At 59.5% G+C, this 18476-nt stretch carries 15 protein-coding genes; 5 read left to right on the top strand and 10 right to left on the bottom strand.

From position 1 onward, the window contains the following. Positions 1 to 46: 46 nt before the first annotated feature. Positions 47 to 1090, bottom strand: coding sequence for an alpha/beta fold hydrolase (locus tag AC3ISI_RS10340; RefSeq protein WP_489336799.1), 1044 nt, complete (start codon positions 1088 to 1090; stop codon positions 47 to 49). Between the two features lie 110 nt (positions 1091 to 1200). Here AC3ISI_RS10340 and AC3ISI_RS10335 point away from each other — a divergent pair, with 110 nt between their 5' ends. The 3 genes from AC3ISI_RS10335 (at position 1201) to AC3ISI_RS10325 (ending at position 3877) form a co-directional block, all read left to right on the top strand. After that, positions 1201 to 2226: an AraC family transcriptional regulator gene (locus AC3ISI_RS10335; protein ID WP_489336797.1), complete on the top strand. Its 1026-nt coding sequence runs from the start codon at positions 1201 to 1203 to the stop codon at positions 2224 to 2226. Between the two features lie 208 nt (positions 2227 to 2434). Beyond that, positions 2435 to 3298, top strand: a complete 864-nt coding sequence (locus tag AC3ISI_RS10330) for a TauD/TfdA dioxygenase family protein (RefSeq protein ID WP_489336796.1) — start codon at positions 2435 to 2437, stop codon at positions 3296 to 3298. 183 nt (positions 3299 to 3481) lie between these two features. Next, positions 3482 to 3877, top strand: a complete 396-nt coding sequence (locus tag AC3ISI_RS10325) for a hypothetical protein (protein WP_489336795.1) — start codon at positions 3482 to 3484, stop codon at positions 3875 to 3877. Between the two features lie 35 nt (positions 3878 to 3912). On the opposite strand, the gene AC3ISI_RS10320 is transcribed toward AC3ISI_RS10325, so the two are convergent. Continuing rightward, on the bottom strand, positions 3913 to 5373 hold the full coding sequence (locus AC3ISI_RS10320; protein WP_489336794.1) for an MFS transporter: 1461 nt from the start codon (positions 5371 to 5373) through the stop codon (positions 3913 to 3915). 479 nt (positions 5374 to 5852) lie between these two features. Between AC3ISI_RS10320 and AC3ISI_RS10315 the strand changes: the two genes are divergently transcribed. Together AC3ISI_RS10315 and AC3ISI_RS10310 are read left to right on the top strand one after the other, a co-directional pair. After that, positions 5853 to 6215, top strand: coding sequence for a DUF6124 family protein (locus AC3ISI_RS10315; protein WP_489336793.1), 363 nt, complete (start codon positions 5853 to 5855; stop codon positions 6213 to 6215). A 665-nt stretch (positions 6216 to 6880) separates the two neighbouring features. Next, positions 6881 to 7351 (top strand): MarR family winged helix-turn-helix transcriptional regulator, encoded by a 471-nt coding sequence (locus AC3ISI_RS10310; protein WP_489336791.1) that lies wholly within the window; start codon positions 6881 to 6883, stop codon positions 7349 to 7351. A gap of 17 nt (positions 7352 to 7368) precedes the next feature. Here the strand turns inward: AC3ISI_RS10310 and AC3ISI_RS10305 are convergent, their stop codons facing one another. The 8 genes from AC3ISI_RS10305 to AC3ISI_RS10270 form a co-directional block, all read right to left on the bottom strand. After that, positions 7369 to 8613 (bottom strand): thiolase family protein, encoded by a 1245-nt coding sequence (locus tag AC3ISI_RS10305; protein ID WP_489336790.1) that lies wholly within the window; start codon positions 8611 to 8613, stop codon positions 7369 to 7371. After that, positions 8610 to 10481, bottom strand: a complete 1872-nt coding sequence (locus AC3ISI_RS10300) for a feruloyl-CoA synthase (RefSeq protein WP_489336788.1) — start codon at positions 10479 to 10481, stop codon at positions 8610 to 8612. The genes AC3ISI_RS10305 and AC3ISI_RS10300 overlap by 4 nt, the downstream gene beginning before the upstream one ends. A gap of 108 nt (positions 10482 to 10589) precedes the next feature. After that, a complete protein-coding gene (locus AC3ISI_RS10295) occupies positions 10590 to 12038 on the bottom strand; it encodes an aldehyde dehydrogenase (protein WP_489336787.1) in 1449 nt (482 codons plus the stop codon). A 68-nt stretch (positions 12039 to 12106) separates the two neighbouring features. Continuing rightward, complete coding sequence (locus tag AC3ISI_RS10290; protein ID WP_489336786.1) at positions 12107 to 12937, bottom strand: p-hydroxycinnamoyl CoA hydratase/lyase; 831 nt, start codon at positions 12935 to 12937, stop codon at positions 12107 to 12109. 126 nt (positions 12938 to 13063) lie between these two features. Beyond that, a complete protein-coding gene (mhpT, locus tag AC3ISI_RS10285; RefSeq protein ID WP_489336785.1) occupies positions 13064 to 14281 on the bottom strand; it encodes a 3-(3-hydroxy-phenyl)propionate transporter MhpT in 1218 nt (405 codons plus the stop codon). 75 nt (positions 14282 to 14356) lie between these two features. Then, positions 14357 to 15598 carry an OprD family porin gene (locus AC3ISI_RS10280; RefSeq protein ID WP_489336784.1) on the bottom strand — a complete coding sequence of 414 codons (1242 nt, stop codon included), beginning with the start codon at positions 15596 to 15598 and terminating at the stop codon, positions 14357 to 14359. A 45-nt stretch (positions 15599 to 15643) separates the two neighbouring features. Then, positions 15644 to 16426 (bottom strand): OmpA family protein, encoded by a 783-nt coding sequence (locus AC3ISI_RS10275; RefSeq protein ID WP_489336783.1) that lies wholly within the window; start codon positions 16424 to 16426, stop codon positions 15644 to 15646. Positions 16427 to 16460: 34 nt separating this feature from the next. After that, positions 16461 to 18029: a hypothetical protein gene (locus tag AC3ISI_RS10270; RefSeq protein WP_489336782.1), complete on the bottom strand. Its 1569-nt coding sequence runs from the start codon at positions 18027 to 18029 to the stop codon at positions 16461 to 16463. Positions 18030 to 18476 lie beyond the last annotated feature (447 nt).

Below are 18476 nucleotides of genomic sequence, written 5' to 3'. Positions count from 1 at the left end.
ATGGCCGCGAGTGATCGCGGCCATGCACAGTGCAATACGCTCGTTCCTAACGTTCCATCTGTTCGAGAAACTCAATGAGCAATTCGTTGACTTGATCGGCGCTTTCTTCCGCGGCGCTATGGCCCACGCCGGTTAGCAGTACCTTCTTCTGTAGTCCGGGTAAATAGGTGTCGAGCTGCTCGTAGAGACCACGGATCTCGGCTGGTTCGAGTGATGGGTCGGCAGCACCACCGATGAACATACTCGGCTGGCGCACCACCGCACCGTCGAGAAACGCGGTGATTTCCCAATTCCGATCGCGACAGCGATAGTAGTTCAGGGCACCGGTAAATCCTGTGCGCGTGTATTCGTCGACGTAGTAGTCGAGCGCCCGAGCGCTCAACCATGACGGGAACTCGCCCTTTGGCTCTGTGAACGCGTTGAGAATGGGTTCACCTGGCTCGACAAACAGACGCCAGCGTTCGGCCCCGACAGCGCTGCCAGAGATCGAGTAGAAAACGCTACTCAAGGTTCTTCTCGTATCGCTGGCCAACTCGCGGTCCGGCTTGTCGAGCTGCTGGAAGTACAGGTGGTGGTACACCCTGCCCTTCGCCATGGCCTGTAAACCTACGGTCGGTTTGACCTTGCCGCGCGGTGGCACCGGCGTATTGAGCATCACCAGGCCACGGAACAAATCCGGCCGCAGCATCGCCGCCGCTTGGGCCACCCAGGCGCCCAGGTCGTGCCCGATGATCACCGCGGACGTTTCGCCCAGAGTCGCCATCAAGCCCACCATGTCGCCGACTGACTGACTCATGTCATAGGCTTCAATGGCATCGGGGCGATCCGTTTGACCAAATCCCCGCTGATCGGGGACCACAACTCGATAACCGGCCTCGGCCAACGCCACGATCTGGCGCCGCCACATGTACCAAAGGTAGGGGAAACCGTGCAGCAGAATGACGAGCGGACCTTGCCCCTCGTCGATGTAATGCATGCGAATGCCGTTGAGCTCGGTAAAGCAGTGGTTGAATGCATCGGGGTCGTCAGCATCGATTGGCTCCATTGCAGCAAGCGGCTGACCGATGCGCATTGCGGTGCGCGAATCCATTATCTACCTCCATATTTTTGTCGTTGTTGGCCCGAAGGTAGCCGTGACAAGGTGTCCTGCACTAAGCTTCGCAGGACACAATCTTGTGAAATTGGGACATGAGGGGATGCATGTACACCCTGACGCGCAGTGCCAGCCTTACCGACTATGAGCAGGTTGCCCGTTCAGTGGGGCTCGATCCTTTTCGCATGCTGCATTTGGCCAAGTTACCGGCCAGTGTTCTCGACGATCCGAACATCATGATCAGCATCGATTCGGTGGGGTGGCTGCTGGAGGAGTCAGCCCGTCTGTCCGGCCAGGAAGCCTTCGGGTTGTTGCTCGCGGAAACCAGGCACCTATCCAACTTCGGCATGTTGGCGCTGCTTATCCGCGAAGAACCGACAGTGCGTGCCGCCTTGCAATCGTGCGCGCGCTACATGCGGCTGCATAACGCTGGGGTGGAGTTGCGGCTTGAAGATGCAGGCGATCTGGTGCTACTGCATGTGGGTGTGAATATGCAGGGACATCACGGGGTCTGGCGCCAGGCTATCGAACAGTCGACTGGCATTGGCCTGCGGACGTTGAGCGTGCTGACGCGCAATATGTTCCGCCCGGTAAGGGTCAGTTTTACTCATGAGCGCCCTTCCAGCCTTGACGTGCACCAACGAGTGCTGGGTGCCGCTATCGAGTTTTCCCAGGAATTCAATGCCATCGTTTGTCGCGCACGCGATCTGGACATGCCCATTCCGGCGGCTGACCCAACGTTGCATCGCGAGGTGAAGCGATCGCTGGACCAGCAGTTGGCTAATTTGCGCGACGAGCCGGCGCAGCGGGTACGGCAGATCGTCAAGATGCTGCTGCCAAGTGGACTGTGTTCTGTCGATGGGGTGGCCCAGCATCTGGGCATGCATCGACGCACTCTTAACCGACACCTGGCGGCCGAGGGAGAGAGTGTCACAACGATCATCAATGCTGTACGCGCCGAACTCGCCGAGGAGTATCTGGCCAACAGCAAACGCCGATTGTATGAGGTGGCCGAACTTCTCGGATTTTCCTCGGCCGGTGATTTTTCACGCTGGTTCCGCAGCCAGTTTGGCAAGACGCCCTCGAATTGGGTTGCCTGCTACCGGGAGAGCAAAGCCTCACCGACGCTTTAACCCGCGTACTGTCCCAATACGCGAAGAAAATGTCCCGCCATGCCCATGACTCGCCACTCGTACTTCCTACTATGGGCCTGCGGCCATATCCCGCCCCGCCGCACCCACAAAGATTGGACCAACAATAACAAGCGCCGCCGTACATCAAGGCACGATGTCACCTGCCCCCGCCCACGGCCCGGCCAAGAACCATCGAAATGGAGACGCAATGCGAGTCGAACAATTGACCTGTGCCATCGGCGCGGAACTGCACAATGTGAATCTTGGCGACGCCGTGCGCGATGACGACTTGTTCAACGAGGTTTATGCGGCGCTATTGAAATACAAGGTGCTGTTCCTGCGCGACCAGGATCTGGACAAGCTCTCTCGCCGCGATCATGAAGCATTTGCCATGCGTCTCGGCCAACTCGAAACCCACCCGATGCTCCCCAGTCACCCGGAAGCTCCTGGTCTCGTACAAATCTATAAGACCCCGGAGAATCCGGCGGATCGCTACGAGAATGCCTGGCACTGCGATGCCACCTGGCGTGAATCGCCGCCGATGGGTGCCGTGCTGCGCTGCATCGAATGCCCGCCTACAGGGGGTGACACCATGTGGGCCAACATGGTGCTGGCTTATGACAAACTGCCCACCGATGTGAAGCAAGAAATCGATAGCTTGATCGCCAGTCACAGCTTCAACGCTTCCTTCGCTGCCGCCATGCCCAAGGAAAAGCGCTTGGCGATGAAGGCGCAATACCCGGATGCCGAGCATCCGGTCGTCCGTACCCATCCCGAAACTGGCGAGAAGGTGCTATTCGTCAATGCCTACGCTACGCATTTCGTCAATTACCACGCCCAAGGACGTGTCCGTGTCGGCCAGGACTACAACCAAAAAGGTGTCGACCTGCTGAAGTACCTGATTAGCCAGGCCTACAACCCCGAGTACCAAGTCCGCTGGCGCTGGAAGAAAAACAGCGTGGCGATATGGGATAACCGCTGCACCCAGCACTATGCGGTCATGGATTATCCGCCCTGCCATCGCAAGATGGAGCGCGCGGCCATCATCGGCGACAAACCCTTCTATCAGTAACACGATCCAGAGCCCGGTGACGCTTGCGAGCGTCTCCTTTGGGCCGGATTCTGCCTCCCCCGAACTTTTCCCTGTTTGTCGGTCTATGTGAATAGGCACATTCGCTCGGTAAGCACGCCCCCACAGGCTTGCCTCAGCCAGATGGCCACACGCCCACTTGTCAATCAGAGGTTGTCTTCGCTCATGAAATTCCATGTCCCACGGATGGTGCTCTTCGGCCTGTTCGCGTTTGCGGCAGTGAGCTCGGCATCAGCAACACAGATGAAAACCTCAACCCCTGTTTTCGCCACCGGCGTCACAGCCGTTCAAACGCCTGTCCAGGCTGCTGAGAACCCTTGGCCGAGCTTGGCCAGTATGGCCGGCCAGCAGACAGGGCCGTTGCTTGCCCATGACGACCGCTACTGGCATGACGGCCGCTGGCACGATCGTAGAGACGATTGGCGTCGAGACGAATGGCGCAGGGAAAACTGGCGTAGAGAGCAAGCCCGCCGAGAAGATGAACGTCGTGATTGGGAGCGCCATCAGGACCGGGCCATGCGGCAGCGTTACGAGGACGAGCATCGTTATTATCGTCGCTGATCACTGAAGCACAGGGCTGGGGGTCGTGATCCCCCTCAATCCCCAGCCTGCGACATCGGCCTGGCCACCTGCTCCAACGCCTGACGCTCCGCCGCCACTCCCCAAACCGCTTGCACCCCCGCCGCCACGCACATCAGCGCGGCACCGATCAAATACCCAATCAACAAACTGCTGCGCTGCTGCGTCTGGATCAGTTGACCAAACAGCGTCGGCCCGATGATGCCGCCTAAGCCAGTGCCGAACGCGTAAAACACCGCGATGGCCAAGGCGCGGATTTCCAACGGGAAGGTTTCTGCCACCGTCAGGTAGGCCGAGCTGGCCGCTGCCGAAGCAAAAAAGAAGATCACCATCCACGCCGCCGCTTGCTGGGTCACATCCAGCCAATTCTGCTGGAAGGCATAGCCACTGAGCGCCAGCAAAATCCCGGACGTCGCGTAGGTGAAGCTGATCATCACCCGTCGACCGATCACGTCAAACAGTCGCCCCAACAGCAGCGGCCCGCAGAAATTGCCCAGTGCCAAGGGCAACACATACCAACCGACCTGCTCGGCCGGCACCTGGTAAAAATCGGTGAGCACCAGCGCATAGGTGAAGAAGATCGCGTTGTAAAAAAACGCCTGCGCGGCCATCAGCGTCATCCCCACCAGTGCCCGGCGCCTGAAGCTGATGAACAGCGTATGAAAAATCTCCGCCAGCGGCGTGTGGTCCCGCGCATGCAGTCGCAGCGGTTGGCGGGTCACGGGCGGCAGTTCATAGCCTTGTTCGCGCAAGCGCGCTTCGATGCCTTCGACGATGCGTTGCGCCTCACCGTGCCGACCATGGATCAGCAACCAGCGCGGGCTTTCCGGCAGCCACAGGCGCATCACCAGAATCACCAGCCCCAGCGCGGCGCCGATGCCGAAGCACAGACGCCAGCCCAGATCGCCGCCGACCACGTGCGGGTCCAGCAGGACAATGGCCCCGCCGGCGCCCAGCGCTGCGCCTAACCAGAAAGTGCCGTTGATGGTCAGATCAACCCAACCGCGATAGCGTGCCGGCGTGAACTCCTGGATGGTCGAATTGATCGCCGTGTACTCGCCGCCGATGCCCATGCCCGTGAGGAAGCGGAACAACAGGAAGCTTTCGAGACTGAAGGAAAACGCCGTCGCCGCCGTGGCGCCGACATACAGCCATAGCGTAATGAAGAACAACGTGCGCCGCCCCAGGCGATCGGTCAGCCAGCCGAACAGCAAGGCACCGACCACGGCGCCGGCGATGTAGATGCCGCCGGCCAAGCCAATATCGACGTTGCTCATGCGCAGCTCGGGGCTGTTTTTCAGCGCGCCGGATACCGAGCCGGCCAGCGTCACTTCCAAGCCGTCGAGCAACCAGGTGATGCCGAGCGCGACTACCAATAGCGAGTGAAAACGGCCCCACGGCAAACGGTCCAGGCGGGCTGGAAGATCGGTTTCGAAAATCGCGCCGGGGTTGCGGCTGTAGAGCTGTTGGTGGGACATCGCCACTTCATTGTTATGTGCGGGGCTTTGAGAGTTAGGAGTTAGGGGCAGGATCGGGAGTTCAATTGCCCTGCCCTCGTTACGTGGATTCTTGCTGGACTGTTGGTGCGCTTAAACAGGCTTTAGGCCGCGTGTTTAAAGACACTCGGTGTAACGTCCTAACGGCTACAACGCCTTGCGCCATCGCCTACGGGTAAGACAGAATCCGCCGGCTTGTGCGGCTGCGGGGTGGGCTATATCGTTTTCCGGTCACTGCAAAACAGTGATCGGGTTTGGTAGCCCGCCTCGAAACAAGCGCATGACAACACCTTTTGCAGTCTCCTTTTTGGGACTCAGCTTTATGGTGGTCATGCGTGGGGCTCCTTTGTGAGCGCCGGGTTTCCTGTTTCGACCGGTCTACCAACCCACGCATGGCCGCCACCCTTCGTTTGGTAGCGAGGGTGATGGCTCCTCTTTGTTATTCGAAACAGGATTCATCTATGTGCAAACCAACACCCAACCCACCGGAAACCGATCCTGCATCGCCCTACGAATCGCTCGATTCGAAAAAATTCCACGAAGCGGCCGAACGCGCCCTCGACCACTACCTCAACCCGGCTGCCCAGATCATGGCCAGCACCCACGAACCCGAACCGATGTTCCTCGCCAACCCCAAGTACGACACCGAATCCCTGCTGGTCAACGCCAGCGAATCACTGGGGTCGGCTACGACCATGCTCAGCAATCTCGCGGCGCTACTGGACAACTCAAACCGCAAGACCCTACTGGGGATTACGCAGGTGGTGATGCTGGGGGAATTGGCGGTGAATCAGGCGTTGGATAAGGTTGAGTTGAAGGAGTAAATGCGAGCCTCTGTGGCGGGGGCTGAGTTCTCGCCACAGAGGGGGATGGAGTGAGTCGGCATGTGCATGTATGACTTATCGGCTTTTGGGAAAAGTCGGATCTGAACTGACTGCTATCGGCCAGAAGCAGACGTTCAATACATCCGCTTTCAAGTAAATGGCTTCGCGCCCCTATAAATCGAACACTGCGACAGCCGTAACGAAGCCCACCGAGGAATGGCGAATTTTGTAGGGGATGCACGAAACCCCAGATAGCGGGCTCCCAAACCAAGAAGACGAACCTACCCAACTTGCTCGGCGCTCTAGCTTTTCCAGCAAGAGTGCGCGATGGCTGCTCGTCCCTGGCCTGCCAGCATCCACGAAGATGATTGGGTCCAAAAACAGTCTGGATGTCAGGGGCTGAACGTTTGCGTGAAGGCTACAAGCTGAACCTGCAGAATAACGCTCAGTCCATCGGACATTGCCTTGAGCTCCTGGGCTGTTCGCACGATTTTCACCTTGGGCTGCCATGATCGGCGGCTTCGGCATGATCATGACCGTCCTGATCGCTTTTCTCAGTTACGCTTAACTGCCCAGCCCATAACCGTATGCTGTTACCCACGCTGGCCACTGGAAGATTAGTGCGGCAAAATGCTTAACACAGTTAACTTAAAAGAACCCACAATATGAGCAGCCCTTCCAGCCAAATTGACACCTCCTCCAGTGAGACCGGCAGCATCACGGACACCTGGCTGGATTCCCTGATCGGCTATGCGCTGCGCCGTGTACAACTGAAAGTATTTCAGCACCTGGTCGGTAACCTCGCCCAGCACGACTTGCGTCCAGCACAGTTCACCGCGATGGTGATCATCGAGAGTGAGCCCGGCCTGATGCAGGCCGACCTGGCCCGCCAGTTGGCCATCGAACCGCCGCAATTGGTATTGATGCTCAATAAGCTGGAAGTCCGCGGGTTGGCACGACGCGTACGCGCTACCCAAGACAAACGCGCCTACGGTTTGTTTCTCACCAATGCCGGCCTGGTCTTGCTGGAACAGCTCAAGGCAATTGCCGTAGCCAGCGATAACGCAGCCACGGCAGCCCTTGATGAGGATGAGCGAGCCCAACTGTTGAGGTTACTGCGCAAGATCAACGATTAGCGGCTGGTTGCGAGACATCAGGTGCTTTTGCGGTAGTCGGGGTTTTCAATCAGCAGAGCCATGCCCTGGCCGCCACCGATGCAGGCGGCGGCGATGCCGTATCGCAGATTGCCTTCGCGCAGCTGCCGGGCCAGGGTCAGCACCAGACGCAAACCGGTCGCGGCCAGAGGATGCCCAAGGGCGATGGAGCCGCCACGCAGGTTCAGACGTCCAGGATCGAGTTCCAGCACCTGGGCCACGGCCAGAACCTGAGCGCCTTGGGCTTCGTTGATCTCCAGCAAGGCGATGTCATCCAGCGTCAAACCCGTACGCTGCAGCAGCAGAAGGATCGCCGGTGCCGGGCCGATGCCCATGATCTCCGGTGCCACCCCTACCACGCTGCTGGCCAGCAGGTGAGCCAGCGCCGGACGTGTGCAGGTGGATGCGCGACCGACCAGCGCCGCTGCCGCCCCATCGACTACGGCGCAACTGTTGCCAGCGGTCTGCACACCGTCGTCGTGAATGGCCGGGAGGCGCCCCAGCGCTGCCATATCTGAAGGCCTTGGATGGCTGTCGTGCTCGACTTTGTCGACCCGCCGCGCCAGCTTGATGCCTCGGCTGTGATAGCCATCCAGCTCGAAGGTCTCGTTGCTCAGCCCCACGATTTCTCCCGCCAGCCAACCGCTGTCACGTGCCTGCAAGGCACGCTGGTGACTGTCCAGAGCATAGGCATCCACCTCATCACGACTGATGCCATGCTCACGAGCCAGACGTTCGGCGGTGGCAATCATATCCACGCCCGGTGCGGGATCGTAGAGTGCTTCCCACAGGAAATCCTTGAACTCTACCGGCGCACCGAGGCGAAAACCTCCACGGTGGCCATAGGCGGCGACAGGATTGCGCGACATGGATTCGGTGCCCACGCATAGAGCCAGTTGCGTGCCGTCACGCAGTTGTGTGCCGGCTTGGCGCAACAGTTCCAAGCCCGTGCCACAGATCCGTTGAACGGCCAGCGCCGGCGCAGTCTGCGGCACGCCACTGTAAAGGCCGATATGGCGCGGCAGCATATAGGCATCGAAACTGGCCTGAGCCATGGAACCGGCCAGCACACTGTCCACCTCCGCCGGATCGCGTCCGGCCCTCAACAGGACGGCGCGACCAACCTTGATACCCAGGTCGATGGGCGAGACCTGAGCCAGATCTCCATTCAGGTCGACCCAGGGTGTACGCACGGCTTCAATAATCGCCACATCGTCGAAGGCGGTGAATTGACCGCTGTTCATAGGCATGTCTCGGCACGCAGGATCGATTCGTCTTGTCCGCCATACAGCGCCTCGACTTTTTCCGCACGCCACTTCAACACGGCGCGCTGATTAATCGAACCCTTGTCGGTAATTTCGCCACGATCGATGGACGGCGGCGTATCGAGCAGAGCGATCCACTCCAGGCGAGTGGCATTACCCGTGGCCTCGCCGTTGAGGCGCTCCAGCCAGTCCGAAAACCATTCGCGCACTGCCGGGCTGGCCAACACCCCGGCGTCACTGATGCCGGCACCGGGCCCGGCCAGGCGACGGCACTCGGAAAGCCGTGGAAACACCAGCAGGCCCAGGCACCCGCGGTCCGGCGCGGCGACCACTACGTCCTGCACATAGGGCGAACCCTCCAGCACGGCACGGCTGCGCAGCGGGCCGACACTGACGAACACGCCAGAGGACAGCTTGAAGTCCTCGGCAATACGTCCGTCGAACATCAGCCCGCGCTGCGGATCTGTCGGGTCGACCATTTTTAGCGCATCACCGGAACAGTAGAAACCATCCTCATCGAATGCCTCTTCGCTCTGCTGCGGCGAGCGCCAGTACCCAGGCATGATGTGCGGGCCGCGAAAGCGCGCTTCCAGCTTGCCATCGATCGGCACCAGGCGAACCTCGCAGCCGGGCGCCGGCACGCCAACATAACCGGCCTTGGACAATGGATCGGTGCTGAAGGTGCAGGATGGCGAAGCTTCGGTCATGCCCAGCCCGGCCGCGATACGAATGCGCTCGCCGCAGTGGCGCTCGGCAACCTGGTCAAGGCGATCCCAGATACTTTGCGACAGCCCGGCAGCGGCAAAGAAAAACAATTTCATCCTGGCGAAGAACGTCTCACGCAGTTCGGCATCGGTCTCAAGCGCATTGACCAGCTCTTCCCAGCCCTTGGGTACCGTGAGGTACGCAGTCGGCGAGATTTCGCGCAGATTGCGCAGGGTCTCGGCGATCCCCTGAGGCGTGGGCTTGCCTTCGTCCAGGTAGAAGGTACCGCCGTTGTACAGCACGATACCGACGTTATGGCTACCACCGAACGTGTGGTTCCACGGCAACCAATCGACAAGGATCGGGGGCTCTTCGCCGAACACCGGGAAGGTCTGTAGCAGCATCTGCTGATTGGCGCAGAGCATGCGCTGGGTGGTGACCACTGCCTTGGGCAGCTTGGTCGACCCGGAGGTGAAGAGGAACTTGGCGATACTGTCCGGTCCGGTGGCGGCAAATGCCGCTTCGGCCTCAGCGCCACCGGGCTGCTCCAGCAAACTGCTGAACGCAATGTTACGACGTCCGGCGATCTCGCCACGCACTGAAATTACCGGCACCTCGGCTGGCAGCACGGCGTCGATGGCACGCTGGTAGGGCACGCTATCACTCGCGAACACCAGTCCAGGCTGCAGCAAATCACAGATATGGCGCAGCTTGCCGTGATCCTGGGAGAGCAGCGAATACGCCGGCGACACCGGGCAATAGGGAATGCCGGCGTACATGGCACCGAGGGCAATCTGCAAATGCTCCAGGTCGTTGCCGGAAAGAATCACCAGCGGCCTGTCGGCGCTCAAGCCGAAACCGAGCAGCCCTTGGGCGATGGCACGTACCTTGGTAAGCATCTGCGCGTAGCTGATACGCTGCCACTCGCCGTTCTTGTCACGTGCGGCAAAGAAGGTCTGTTGCGAACGAACCTCGGCCCAATGCACCAGGCGGTCAAGCAGGCGATCAGGCCGTGGCGCCAATGACTCCAGCGAACGTATATGGAGGATGCCCTGGTGTTCGCTGACTTCCACAGCCGGTTGGCTGATGGATACCTGGCGATAGCGCGGTCTTGAATCGGAGTTCACCTTGCGTTTCTCCATCCGGGCGGCACGGGCCGCCGCTATTGTTCTTGTTCTAACGACACGTCGCAGGCCCCCCTCCTAAAAGAATAGGTGACATGCGAACGCAGGGATGCACGAGCCGGTCGGCTATATAGGGTAATGCCGCGGGCCGTTCTGCAGGGTCACCCAACGCAACTGGGTGAACTGCTCAATGGCCGACTTGCCACCGAAACTGCCGTAGCCGCTGGCCTTGACCCCGCCGAAGGGCATTTGCGCCTCGTCGTGCACGGTTGGCCCGTTGATATGGCAGATGCCCGATTCGATTCGTTGGGCCAGTGCAAGCGCTCGACCGGTGTCGCGGCTGAAGATTGCCGATGACAGGCCAAACTCTGAGTCGTTAGCCAGGCGCAGTAAAGCTTCGTCACCCTCGGCACGCAGCACGACAGCCACCGGCCCAAAGGACTCTTCGGCGTACAGACGCATGGCCGGGGTCACGCCATCGAGCAGTGTCGCCTGCATGATGCTGCCTTCGACCTGACCGCCGGCGACCAGGCGTGCACCTTTAGCCACGGCGTCCTCGACCAGTGCCTTGATACGCTCACCGGCCGAAGCGTCGATCAACGAACCCAACACCGAATCACTGGCTTGCGGAGCTCCCGCATGCAAAGTAGCGATCTTCTCGGCCAGTTTGGCGACGAAGGCATCAGCGACCCGACTGTCGACCACCAGGCGTTCGGTGGACATGCAGATCTGCCCCTGATTGAAGTAGGCACCGAAGGCAGCGGCCTCGACTGCTGCGTCCAGATCAGCGTCATCCAATACCAGAAACGGTGCCTTGCCACCCAGTTCCAGCAGGGCCGGCTTGAGGTGCCGGGCTGAAAGCTCGCCAATGATCCGCCCGACCTTTGTCGAACCGGTGAAGTTAACCCGGCGCACCGCCGGATTGGCGATCAGCCGCTCGACGATGATCGCGGCATCTGCCGGAGCATTGCTGATGACGTTGACCACACCGTCGCCCAGACCGGCGTCCTGCAGGACCTGGCCAATCAAATGATGCACCGCCGGGCTCAGCTCGGACGCCTTGAGCACTACGGTATTGCCACAGGCCAGCGGCATGGCGATGGCGCGGGTGGCGAGAATCACCGGGGCGTTCCACGGCGCGATGCCGAGGATGACACCGCAAGGCTGACGCAACGCCATGGCGAAGCTGCCAGGTACGTCGGAAGGAATCACCTCGCCATTGATCTGCGTAGTCAGCGACGCCGCCTCGCGCAATATATTCGCCGCCAGTTTCACGTTGAAGCCGTACCAGTCAGCCATGGCCCCGGTTTCACCGGCGGCGGCGATGAACTCGCCAGCCCGCGCCTGCATCTGTTCGGCAGCCTTGAGCAGGCGCGTGCGCCGCTCGTTGGGCGCCAGCGCGGCCCACACCGGGAAAGCAGCCTGAGCCGCGGCAACTGCCGCATCGGCGTCTTCAAGTGTGGCCGCGGCGACCCTCGATACCACCTCGCCGGTCACCGGATTACGGCGTTCAAACGTTCGCCCATCACGGGCAGGGCATGACTGACCACCGATCAGCAGGGGCACGTCCAGCATGATGATTCCTCTTTATTGTCTTTATCGGGAATAAAATCGGCGCCGTTAAACAGCGCCGAGTAAAGCAATCAGCGCTTGTAGGCTTGCAGACCTGGCTTGATGCTCTTGTCATCGAGGAACTGCTTCATGCCCTGCTCGCGGCCGCCTTCTTCATCGAGCAGACGCGACTGGTCAAGCTTGGCGTACAGGTAGTCTTCGTTCTGTTCCCAGGTCAGCTCGCGGCAGCGCTTGAAGCCGTGCTTGGCCGCACGCAGTACAACCGGGTTTTTCTCCAGCAGGTTGCGCGCCAGTTCCAGAGTTGTCTCGCGCAGTTGCGCCAAAGGTACGCTTTCGTTGACCAGGCCCATCTCGGCGGCTTTCTGCCCGCCGAAGGTTTTGCCGGTCATGATGTAGTACAGCGATTGACGGTGACCCACGGTATCAGCCATGGCCTTGCTTACCAGGTTGCCTGGCGGAATGCCCCAGTTGATTTCCGACAGGCCGAAGGTCGCTTCGTCGGCACAGATCGCCAGATCGCAAGCCACCAGCGGGCTGAAGCCGCCACCGAAGCACCAGCCGTTGACCATCGCGATGGTTGGCTTGGTGTACATGCGCAGCAGGCGCCACTGCCACTGCGAGGCCTCGCGACGGATTTTCTCCTGGAGGATTTCCGGGCCGGCATCCACTTCGCGGAAGTATTCCTTCAGGTCCATCCCTGCGGTCCACGCCTCGCCGGCACCCGTCAAAACCAGTACGCGAGCTTCGGCATCCTGCTCCAGCACATCAAGAATCTCGACCATTTCGCGGTTGAGCGTCGGGCTCATGGCGTTGCGTTTTTCTGGACGGTTGAGGGTGACCCAGGCGATGCCTTCTTCCACATCTACCTTCACGGTTTGCCAGCGATTTTCGTATTTGCTCATGGGATTGCGCTCTCGTTGTTCGTTGTCGATGGACAGAAATTAACCGGGCAAAGTAGTTATGTCAATTAACTATTATCTTTATTCATCATTTTTGATGCACACGCAACAGGTGCCTGATCGGCTCCGCTAGCGGGAGGAAGTTGAAGCCATTGACGCATCGGCAGTCGCGCGCCGGCTCATGCTCAGCAACACCATTGCAGCGATGACCAACCCGGGTGAGGCCGCTAACAACACGCCTGCCGTCCCCGCGCCAGCGGCGAGAATCTGCCCTGCCGCCAAAGGGCCCGCGACCGAACCAAAACGTCCCACGGACACGGCAGCACCTACTCCGGTAGCTCGAACCGAAGTGGGGTACAGCGCGGGAGCCAATGCATAGAGCACCAGTTGTGCAGCGAGCATGAAAAGCCCTGCGGCGAACCCGGCAATGGCCATCGCCAACATGCCTGAAGCCAGGCCAAGACCGGCCAGGGAGAGAAGTAACCCGCCATAAGTGAACAGCACCACGGCGGTGCGACTACGACGATCCAGCAATAAGCCGCCAAGCAATGAACCGATGGCCCCACCGACATTGAACAGCATCTGCACCGTGCCGGCCTGGGGCTTGCTGAAGCCCTGTTCGAGCAGCAACGAAGGCAGCCAGTTGAGCAGCATGTACATCACGGTGAGCGTGAAAAAAAAGCTCACCCATAACGCAACGGTTCCAGCGACGCGCCCCTCGCCAAACAGGGCATGCACCGTGGACGGCCGAAAGGGTACGGCTATCTGGTGCTGCTCGCGAAAAGCCCGCGACTCGGGCAATAGCATCGCCAGCAGCGGTGCAATCACGAGGGGCACCAGACCACCGACGATGAACACCCATTGCCAGTGTTCACCACCAAGCATGCCGGCCACTGCGGCGATGGCGCCGCCCAGCGGTACACCGCAGTACATGATGCTGATGGCGGTCCCGCGACGGCGCTCGTCCACCGCTTCAGCGCACAGGGCAATCAGGTTGGGTAACGCAGCACCCAGGCCCAGTCCGGTCAGGAACCGCGCCAGTAACAGTCCGCTAAACGTGTCGACGTAGGCCGTCCATAACGAGAAAATGCCGAAAATGATCACGGCGCCGAGCAGCACCCGCTTGCGGCCGATTCGGTCTGCCAGCCAGCCACCGAAGAAAGCCCCGGGCAGCAAGCCGATGATGCTGGCGCTGAACATCCAGCCCATCATTTTCTGATCCAGTTCGAATGCCTGACGGATGCCCGCAGCGGCGATGCCCGCCGATTGCAGATCCAGCCCTTCGATTAATGCAACACAGAAGCAAAGCAGAACGGTCAGCGTCGAGCGACGCGAAGGCGTGTTCATGGCAACCTCGATTTATAGCTTTTATGTTCAAGTTCGCCGAGACAGGGATGCCACGGCGAAATCCGGCACGCGCCATCACCACAGGTTCAGGTTGTATCCCACGATGAAGCGGTTTTCATCGATATCGGTGGTCAAGCCGCTACCAGAGCGATACTTGACGTTGCGAAAGCGCAGGCTCACCCCCTTCAACGGACCGTCCTGCACGACATACATCAGGTCCGCATTGCGCTCCCACTCTTTGGCGTCGTCGCTTTTGGCCGTATGGATATCGGTGCCCTTCACATAGCGAGTCATGAAGGTAAGGCCGGGGATCCCCAGTGCCACGAAGTTGAAATCGTAGCGGGCTTGCCACGACTGCTCGTTCTCCAGCGTGAACCCGTTGTAGGTGATCAGGTTGACCATGTAGGGATCGCTGCCGGACATGAATGGCATGTTGCCGGTGCCCTTGATCGACTGGAAGGCGCCAGTGAAGGTATGAGGGCCGACGCTCAGGGCCATCAACCCCATGGCGGCATGGTTATCCAGTGCACCGCCGCGGGCCTGTCCGTCCTCGGTGTTTTTGAAGTAACGGAAATCCGAACGCAGGCCCACACCTTCAGTGATCGAAAAACGATGAGTAAGGCCGACGTAATGCTGCTGGTAGGCGTTTTCAAGTTCGCCATAGTAGTAACTCAGCGCCAACCCGTTGTGCAGATCGTAAGTACCGCCAACCAGGTTGAAGTCACCCGTTTCGGCCTTGTTGTAGCCATACGTCAGAACATCCCGGCTACTGGAGTTACGTAGCGTCACTTCGGTAATTTTGCCGGCATTCAGGGTGAGACCCGGCAGCTCGTTTTCCGAGGTGATCATCCCGCCGGTAAAGTTGCCGGCGAGCATGCGCGTATCGTTGTACTGGACGACCGGCAAGGTCGGTTGCAGCGTTCCCACTGCCAGTGTCGTTTTGGATATACGTGCTTTTGCGGTCAAGCCCAACAGGCTCCACTCGTCGTCGGGATTGCCCTTGGAGTCCACTGCCAGAACACCGGTATTGCTGTTGCCGGGAGTGGAATCGAGTTTCAGACCCAGTTGCCCAAGCGCGTCGGCACCAAAGCCTACCGGGCCGTCGGTAAATCCGGATTTGAACTTCAGGGTGAACCCCTGCCCCCAGTCCACCGCGTCATGGGCGCCCGAGCGGAAATCGCGATTGATGTACATGTTGCGCAGTTCAAGGTTGGCTTTGCTGTCGTCAATGAAGTCCGCCTGCACGAATCCACTGAACGCACCACTGGCAAGCAAAATGCAGTGGTAAGGCACGCACCTTTCCAGGGCTTTGATCATTGTTATATCCCTTGAGGTCTTTTATTAGAGGTGTGGTTTACGGGGTTACGGAACGATGTCGATGGTGACGCGGCGTCTGGAGGCCATCTGCAACCGGGCCTCTGGCAGAGCCGCCGGTTTCAGGTTTTGCTGAAGCTGGATGGATCCTGGCTCGACACCCAAACGACGCAGTGCTTCGGCGATCATCCGGGCACGCTTCATGGCGATCGCCGACTGTTCAGCCTGTTTTCCTGCGGACACCACGGCGCCGACCGTATCGGCGAAACCGGTGACGGTGACGCGACTGGCCTTGCTGGTGGTGGCATAGAGAGCGGCGCGCTCTACCATCACATCGGCGCCTTGATAGACGATGAAATCCGAGTCGAAGTTGAACAGAACGTCAAAGCGCTGCGCCGTGAAGGGTGGTTCGGGCAGTGTGCGAGGCACCTTCACCGGCATGATTATTTCATTCGGCAATACCGCCACGACGCCGAGATAGCCATCAGCCGGCAGCATGCTGCTCTTGCAAGGCGCCTCAAGAACCGAGTTGCTGACCGGATCGAGCATCACTGCGCCACATCTGTTGGTCTGCTCCTTGGCCACCTGCGCCTCGATCAGGGACTGATGGTTGAACAGCGGTTTGGTTCTGGCCGAGGAGATGTCATAGCGCACCCCCGTCGCCAGATCAGTGATCAACCAGCAGCCCGATTTACGACCATTGTCAGTGTCGCGATAAACCGGGCAGGAGACGAAACTGAGTGTCTCGCCGTCGGCGGCCAGGCAACCTTCCCAAGTCCACAGGCCCATGCAGAAAACGATTAACAAGGTACGCAGTCGTGATGTGTTCATGCTTCACCGTGCCAAATGAATAAGTAGGGTTGCGTCACAGCGTGCTCAGGAAATTCACCAGGTCCTGTTTCTCCTGCGCCGAGTAGCGGATGTTGTAGCGCCGGTCGTAGTACTCGATGATCTGCGCCAGGTTTTTTGCGGAGCCGTTGACGAAATAGGGGGCCCTGGCGGCCAGGCCACGCATGGACTGGATGGTGATCTTGCCAATGTCGATGCAGCGGCCCGTGGTCAACGCGTAACCCGGGTCACTGGTGTAAACCACGCGACCGAGGAACGGATGTGGTGCGTATCCGGCCTTGCACGTCAGCTTGAACAGAGGGAGGTGCGGAGCCTCGGATGCGAAAGGCTCCGTGGTGGTGCCCAGGTCCACTTGCCCCGGGGCGATATCGTTGCCGACACGCGTGGCGTTGTGGCAAAACGCGCAGGAATCACGGGTCGGGTTGCCGAAGTTGTTGGAGTTGATGCCGGCACTGTCGGTGATGAGGAAGGTTCGGTTGCGGAAGATATCGATGCCGCGCGCGACCGACTCGCGGAACGCTTGCTGAGCAGCGTCTACCTTCTCCCCGGCGGCCGGCGGATCGAACCACGTGGAAAACTCTGCCCACATCGGATTCTTCGCCCGCTGATTGAGTACACCGGCCTCTGACTCGGCGAGTGTCCAGGGACCACCCTTCGCACCCTGCGCCGTCAGGCTGCCACCGACCTTGTCTGTGCTCTGCGCGCTGTACACCGACATCAGAAATTGCTGGATACGATCGACTTCACCATCGCTCAAGCCCGCATGCGCCCCCAGATGGTTGGCGTGAGCATCCCTTGCCTGATCGCGAACACCGGCAAATCGTGCGTCGGCCATCAGGTTTCCGCTGATCAGCGCACCGGTAACAGGCGCACGGGGCAGTGGCAGACCCGTCTTGGGCTCAAAAGAGAAACCGGCCGCCAGCACATACTTGAGGTTGGTCGCAGGGCGCGGGCGACGATAAACGGAAATCTGCTTCGCTTTGCCTTCCAGGCCATATTGCTCATCCAGATTGCAGCCGGCCGGATCGCGCACGACTTCAATGGTGAACTCAGGCGTCACCGGCTTGCCCTGGAACGGCTGGGGCGGCCAGGCACGAGCAACACGAAACAGACCATGCTCAATCAGCAGCGAATGAGACGCTGGGTCGTCTTGTGGGAGATTTGGGCAATTGGAGCCGTCAACAGAAGCAAACAAGGGGTCCTTGCCTTGGGTAATCTTCCACTGGGCTTGTGCGCTATCGGCAGAAAGACTCATGCCATCCGCTGGCTGATGACAGGACACGCAGGCCCGACCATTGCTGCCGACAGGCTCAAAAAATGGATGGCCCTTGGTGTTCACCTCACCTGAGGTGATCAGGGTGGCGACGGTGCCGGTACGGTCTTCGTATTCGCTCAAGGCGGGAAGTGTTGCTCCGGAGCCGGCTTTCCACCAACGATGGGAATCCATCAAATTGGAGATCCCGCCAGGCTGGACGGTCGCCGGCGTACTGCCACTCGCCGCGGGATCAATGGAAGCTGCAGCGCTGAAGTAGCTGACCACGAGCAGGCCAGCGGCAAAAGAGCAGCGAAAAAGATGGGTGTTCATGATCGATCTCTTTTTGTTCTTATGACGAGATTCAGGATTACCAGGCCAAATGGGCGCGGCAAAAAAAGATTAATAGGATTAACTAAAATCCTGCAATGCCCTCCGGTCGTTGATTTTTCCTGATAAACATCCTGATCGCTCTAGATCGGGCGTTGGTGCGAAATTAAATAATTAACATCATTAATTTAACGTTCGATTATCGGACATTTTTGTTGCGCAGAATTGAATGAAGGCTTCAGAGAGGTCGCGAGTGGCCTCGACAAAGTTGACATCCTGGCCAACGGCCTTGCGCCGCCTGCGGCAAATAATTAGCTGACATTTGTCGGTTGGATCCGCACAATTGTGAGTGCTCCTGACTTCACGCAGGACACCTGAGAGCAGTGCTGCGATTGGCGCTGTCCCTGTCAATAACAACAGACGGACGCCCGGTCGCAATTAGCACCAACG

The sequence above is a fragment of the Pseudomonas sp. GL_139_B genome, assembly GCF_057834475.1.
The sequence above is the reverse complement of the archived record's forward strand: the minus strand, read 5'-3'. Positions and strand labels throughout refer to the sequence as shown.